The organism is Lactobacillus melliventris (genome assembly GCF_042679465.1).
GTDB classification, from domain to species: Bacteria; Bacillota; Bacilli; order Lactobacillales; family Lactobacillaceae; genus Lactobacillus; species Lactobacillus melliventris.
Genome location: NZ_JBHTMT010000007.1, coordinates 136,689 through 142,932, shown reverse-complemented (window position 1 = coordinate 142,932; position 6,244 = coordinate 136,689). Strand labels below are relative to the sequence as shown.

The following is a 6,244-nucleotide window of genomic DNA, read 5'->3' as shown; positions in this document are numbered from 1 at the left end:
TGTTTGTTGACAACACCAACATTAGCCGCCTTAACGTAGGCACCACCGGTTAAAGGATAGTAGCTTTTACCATTAATCGAAGTTGTTTTGGCATTACCGTTTACGGTGGTGCCCATACGCAATGTCCCTTTACTGTTATAATAGGTGCGCTTGCCCTGAGCCGTATAAACATAAGAATTATGATTCAACGTGAGAGTATCAGTCTTAGCAGCTAATACTTCTGTATTGCTTGGCATTACTGCGGGTATCATAGGACTAATAGCAAGAATGCTTGCTATGGAACCATAAACAAACTTTTTATTTAATTTCATTTAATCACCTCAAAAAACAATCGAACTTTCTACTAGTCATTATAGAACATATAAACCATTATTGCAGTGGTAAATTTTGAGAGTATTTAACTGGGAAAAAATCTTTTATAATCAATTTTTATAAAACTTGAGTAAACAACCCATGTATTTTGTCACTAGGTAAGCTATTTATGAAAGGAGACATTATGATAAATAGCTTACAAAGATGGATTCAGAACGTAATTAAGAGAAAAAATAAATTTCTTTTATTATTAAGTTTGAAAAACTTAGATGAAGCCATTGATATATTTAAAAAGCTCCAAAGCTTTTGTTGGCTCATTCCATTCACTATTTGTGGGATGCATATATTTTTTACAGTTTTTCCAATTATTAGAACTTTCAATTTTCAATTTTCAATTTTATTGTTAACACTGATATGTATTTGCAATATGATTGCCATTTTTGTGGTAAACCGCTATTTGTTTTACTTTTATTCGAATCAGTTGCAATTAGATTCTAAAACAAAAAAAGATAAACTTTGGTCAGTGCAGAAAACTTCAAATATCCAAGTATCCGTAACTATAGGATCTATATTAGGGTTACCGTTAACATTTACAGTTCTTCCATACATACAGTTTCTATACCTCCACCCTACTGTTACTGGTTGGACGGTTAGAATGACTGATGCTATTAATGGTAATACTTATATTTTACGTGTATTTATTATGTCAATACCAGTTATTGTTACGTTTCTTTTATACCAACGCTTTTTTTCGGAAGAAACAATTCAAAAAACGGATATAGACAAGTGGATGGTTAACTTCCACTATCACGATCCGCAACTACATTCACTTTTAACAGGAATTCCTATTAAAAGTGAGAAACAAATATGTGCATCTGAACCATACATGATTTTGGGTACTTCAATTGAAACTGGTGATATTGTTGAGCTTACACCTATTCATAGGAAAGAAAACAGTGTCTATTTTGGTCCAGTTGGTGCAGGAAAAACTTCTACAATTTTTATACCACAAATTTTACAAGATGTTGGGTACTACTTGCGCTACATACGAGATTTTCCTAAAATTTCCAAAAATCCAGATTATCTTAAAACAAAGCGTAATATTGCGACTAAATACCTCAATGGCTTTGCTGTAATTGAAACTTCAAACGACTTATGTAGTAGTGTTTATCAACTATGTTTAAATATGGGGGTCCCTAAGGAAAAGATTATCTGGCTTGATCCTACTAATCCTAAAACTCCGTCTTTAAATTTACTAAGAGGACCAGTTGATACTGTGGTTGAAACGGTAACTAATATTATAGCTGGCGTAAAAGCTGATAATAATGATTTCTTTCAGCAGTCAGAGCGAACACACTTAAAAAACTTTATTTATCTTTTGAGATTTTCAGGAATTATTGAAAATAAAATCGTAACGTTCACAGATTTGGTGGCTTTATACAACGATCTTTATCTTGTAGTAGATAAAATTAAAATTTTAGATAAATATGTCTATGCCCTGAACTCTAAAGTTGAAAAGGCAAAAAAGGAATATGAAAGTGAAAAAAGTTCAACAGATAAAAAAACAAGATATCAAGAATTATATGATAAATATGAAGTAGCACTAGGAACGTCTAAGTGGTTTCACAGTGAAATTACTCCTGCTATGTTTGGTAAAGGAATTATTACTCAAAAAACAGGTCCTCATGAAGGTGAGCCTATGTGGATTGATAAACAGGAAGAAAATATTAGAGGTCTTAAAAATACTTTAGATGATCTTTCTAAAAATAAGTATCTTAGGAGGGTGTTATTTAGAGATTCCGGTGAATTCAATTTAGATGATTTACTTAAAAACGGTGGTATTTTGTTGTGTAATACTGCTAAAGCAGAGTTACAGGATCAATTAGCTAATCGTTTGGGACAAATCTATTTAATGTCATTTCAAAACGCGACAATTCGCAGGAAGCCAGATAAAGTACCTATGTTCCCACTTTACGCTGATGAATTTCCTGATTTTGTTTCAGAAGCATTTAAAAGCTTTGTTGCACAAGCCAGAAAATATAATGTCCCTATAATTGTTGCAGCTCAAAGCCCTTCTCAGCTTTCTTATACATTTGGAAAAGATTTTTTTAACACCTTGATGAGTAATATGTTAACTCGAGGTACCTTTGGAGATTTAGGAGCTGAGGACGCTAAAATTTTAGAACCATATTTTGGGGAAAAGTCAGAGATAACTGAAACTATTAATGACCAGCAAATAGATTTAACAGCTGATTTGGATAGTAGCCACAAGATGATTTCTGCTAGACGCTCAACAGTACCAAATATAACTGCTTCAGAACTACAATCATTGGCTAGATTTAATATAGCAATACGACACCCTGCACAGCACGGCTCAGAAATGTTCGAAATAATAAAAACAAAGTTTTTAACGGATGAAGACATTAGAAACAATCCAAATGTTTTTGATATTAATGACGCAAGAGATCATGATGCTTTTGCTAATATGATGAAAAATACGATCCACATTAACTCAGATTTAGATGCCGTTGACTTAGAAATTGTAGAAGATATTAAAAAAGATAAACTAAACATAAAAAAAACAAGATCGAAAGGAGAACTAAATGTGTCAGGATTAGATGCGGACAGCGATCTTAATTCTAATCATGTTAGCTCTAGAAAAGTCAAAGAAAAGTCAAAGGAAAAGCTTGAGTTTGCTGAAATAGCACGTAACGCTGTGCATTCTGGTAAAGCCCATGGGGGTAATAACCGTTTGAATAATAACATACAAACTTTAACAAAATTGCCAGAACCATCGCCCAATAAGAAATTAAATAGTTCAGACCTTGCAAAAATATTGGAATCAACGAGTAGAGATAATGACCAGGGCGTGACAAAGCACAAAATAGCGCCCTATACGTCAGAAAGTTCAGCCTTAGTAGAAAAGCATATATCTGTTGATCTTGAAACGGAGAAGAGAAAAAGGTCTAATGTAGACAAAGAAAAGCAAACTTTACTTTTACAAGAAATATCTCGTTTACTTGTCCAAGTCGCAAACTCTAAAAAACTAAACAATTTTGAAAAGCTTGAAAAGTTAAATGGCATACCTGAGAAAGAATACGATGAGATATCACGATTGCTACCGGGAGACCACGATAAGATTCTAGCTAAGCATGATTCTTTTATTGCTAAACAGAAAGCAGAAAATGATGCAATTAAACAAAAGAATTATGGGCGTAACTTAGCAGAAAGTTTATCTGAGATGATTGGCACATTAGACAATTCAGAGAGTTTTATTGATGATGATGGCTTTGTCAATACAAACGACCGATTTATGCATCAACACGGAATGGATGAGAAATAATAATTATGGGAAATTTATCGTTAAATATTGAAGCAACTATTAGTCAAAATGTTAATAAACGATTGCTCTTTCGACAAGCTCTAGATAACAAGAAAACAGCAAGAATTTTAATCTTAAATGATGCCTACTTAAAAAGTGCAAAAGATTTTTTAAAAGAAGCCATAGGAGTAATTTTCTTAGATTGCTCAAAGAACGAATTACTTCTACGTCATGATTATGTGCAAGAACCTAAACTTTGTGATGCTTTGGCCAGGGCCTATCGCTCTCTAGAGCCAATACGTAAACTCAGATTAAATACCAAAGTTATTACGGGAATGTTATTGTTATTAGACCAGATAGCTAGTTTAAATGATGAGAGTATGTTAGATGCGCTAGAGCGCTTAAGACGATTAAGTGATGAAGAAATTTTTTCAGAAATTGAAAATATTAAATTTACATATATTTCAAAATCTCAAATATCCTTTCTGAAAATATTCGTTGAATCTTTAAAGACAAGTAGGATTGCTGCGTTTCATCAGCTATTAAAAACAGTATGGTCAATACATTCTCACCTTATGATTAAAGGTAAAATGAGAGAATCTTCAAATTGGCTACATAACAAAGGACTAATAATAATTCCGGCATCATGGCTACGTACAAAGACATATGCTCAACTCCTTCTTCAGTTTGGTTTTAATGATAAAGAAGTTATTCTGCTTTTAGATACGTCAACTCCTAAATGCCTTTTTTTGTCACAGATTACTAAATTTAAAAACGACATGTATATCTCACTTGACAAAGATTCCGACGGCTCTGTGAAGGGTAACTTAGCATATCAGGCAAGAAATTTATATATATCTTTACAATCTTATGATTCTGATCTGTTATTAAACTGGTTGGCCTCTCATTATCCTTCGTTCTTGGAAAATTATTCTATAGTTGATTTTCAAGATGCCATTTATAAATTTCAATATTCAGGTTTTCTTAACAGTTTTATAGGGGTGAACGATGGACAACTTAGTTTGATTCGCATTGAAAGCGATAATACTGTAACTCACCAAAAATTTGATATTAAACTAATTTTAGATAGTATTCAAAAAGATAAATTACATAAGAGTTCAGATAAAGCAATTCTAACAGATGTTGTTAAAAAAGTTTTTGAGCAAAAGCTTGAACCTCTTTATAATAAGATTAACTTAATTAATGACATGCTGAAGACACTAGAATATAAAGAAAATATATTTGAAGGTGATAAAATAAATGAAGAATTTCAAAAAGCATTAGATAGTCAGGATAATAACTAATTTTGAAATAGCAAAAAGGAGTAAATTCCATTGTTTCAATGGCATTCGCTCCTTTTATTTATCCTTAGCAAAAACTATGGGTATATACTTTAACCACATTTGGATATACTGTGGTGCAGTTATTTCATCGACACATATAGACTTTAAATCTTGCTCAAATGCTCTTATATCCAGGTCGTGATAAACAAAACTGTAATTGTTTTTAATCAAAGTTTCAGGTGTAGCAGTCTCCAGCCAATTTTTCGGAGCAAGACTAATTATAGTTTGGTCATTAAAAATTAAAATGATGTCTAAGTTTATTCCAATGATTACAGAATACAACAAATTTAGCGATCGGCTATTTAGTGGAAGATAATTTTCTGAATTATTATTTAAATTAATAATATCAATTTTTTTTATTTTCATTTTGGTTAAATTGTTTGAAATGTCAACTTTTAAGCTATTTAATTTTCTAAGCCATTCTGCTGTCTCAAAAGACTTTTTTAGATCTACAAAAGTCGAATTCATATTTTTCTGTTTTACTTTTTCGTCTTTTTTTTGCTTGTCCTGTTTTTTAAATTCTGGTTTTGGCTCCCCTACTCTATTGCTTTGCTTTTTAGAATGGTTATTATCACGAGAAATAATATTTTCGTTTTTTAATTCATCCCCTTTTTCCGTGTTGGCTAAATATTTTGTGATTACATAATGAAATTTGTTGTTATCTTCATGATGTTCTCTTAATAACTTATAGAGGTAACATTCATAATAGCTTGCTAAAGTAGACTTGCTGACTAAGTTCACAGTATCTCTCCCTAAATTTTTGGATTTAATACAGTGTAACAATTTTACACTTTAAATTTTTGTTTTCTAGAAATTTAAAAAATTACATACTAGAAATAATATAATTTTGTTATTCAAACTATAGAAAGAAAAGCATATGAAGGAAAGAACAAGAGTAGATATTAGATTAGATTCAAGAAGAGATAAAGATATCATAGACTTTCTAAATAAACAAAGAAGCTTAAATATAACTCAAGTTATAAAACTAGTTATTAGATATTTTATAAAGGATTATGGGAATAAAGATCTTCTTTTATCGACTATGTTTGCAGAAGAAATAACAAAAACTAATAAATTATATAGTGAAAAAAGAGAGAAAATAATTTCCAAAAGTCATACTAAAAAAGAAAACACGCATGCAAAAGAAATTTGGGATGAAAACAACACTGAAGAATACTAATGAGTAAGATAATATAGATTACGAAAATTTATTAACATTGATAGTTTATCCCAGTACTAAATAAGTATAATTGTAAACATCTGTGTA

The 6,244-nt window shown here is 31.1% G+C and carries 5 protein-coding genes; 3 read left to right on the top strand and 2 right to left on the bottom strand.

Annotation, left to right across the window (positions count from 1 at the left end):
* Window positions 1-311 (bottom strand): SLAP domain-containing protein (locus ACFQ32_RS08615; RefSeq protein ID WP_379907132.1); only part of this gene is annotated, 311 nt, incomplete at its 3' end.
* A 185-nt stretch (window positions 312-496) separates the two neighbouring features.
* On the opposite strand from ACFQ32_RS08615, the gene ACFQ32_RS08610 reads away from it, so the two are divergent.
* Window positions 497-3,655, top strand: a complete 3,159-nt coding sequence (locus tag ACFQ32_RS08610) for a type IV secretory system conjugative DNA transfer family protein (RefSeq protein ID WP_046325875.1) — start codon at window positions 497-499, stop codon at window positions 3,653-3,655.
* A gap of 5 nt (window positions 3,656-3,660) precedes the next feature.
* Window positions 3,661-4,938, top strand: a complete 1,278-nt coding sequence (locus ACFQ32_RS08605) for a hypothetical protein (RefSeq protein WP_046325874.1) — start codon at window positions 3,661-3,663, stop codon at window positions 4,936-4,938.
* A 54-nt stretch (window positions 4,939-4,992) separates the two neighbouring features.
* Here ACFQ32_RS08605 and ACFQ32_RS08600 read toward each other — a convergent pair whose 3' ends face one another.
* Window positions 4,993-5,718, bottom strand: a complete 726-nt coding sequence (locus tag ACFQ32_RS08600; protein WP_046325873.1) for a hypothetical protein — start codon at window positions 5,716-5,718, stop codon at window positions 4,993-4,995.
* 136 nt (window positions 5,719-5,854) lie between these two features.
* On the opposite strand from ACFQ32_RS08600, the gene ACFQ32_RS08595 reads away from it, so the two are divergent.
* On the top strand, window positions 5,855-6,157 hold the full coding sequence (locus ACFQ32_RS08595; RefSeq protein WP_046325872.1) for a hypothetical protein: 303 nt from the start codon (window positions 5,855-5,857) through the stop codon (window positions 6,155-6,157).
* Window positions 6,158-6,244 lie beyond the last annotated feature (87 nt).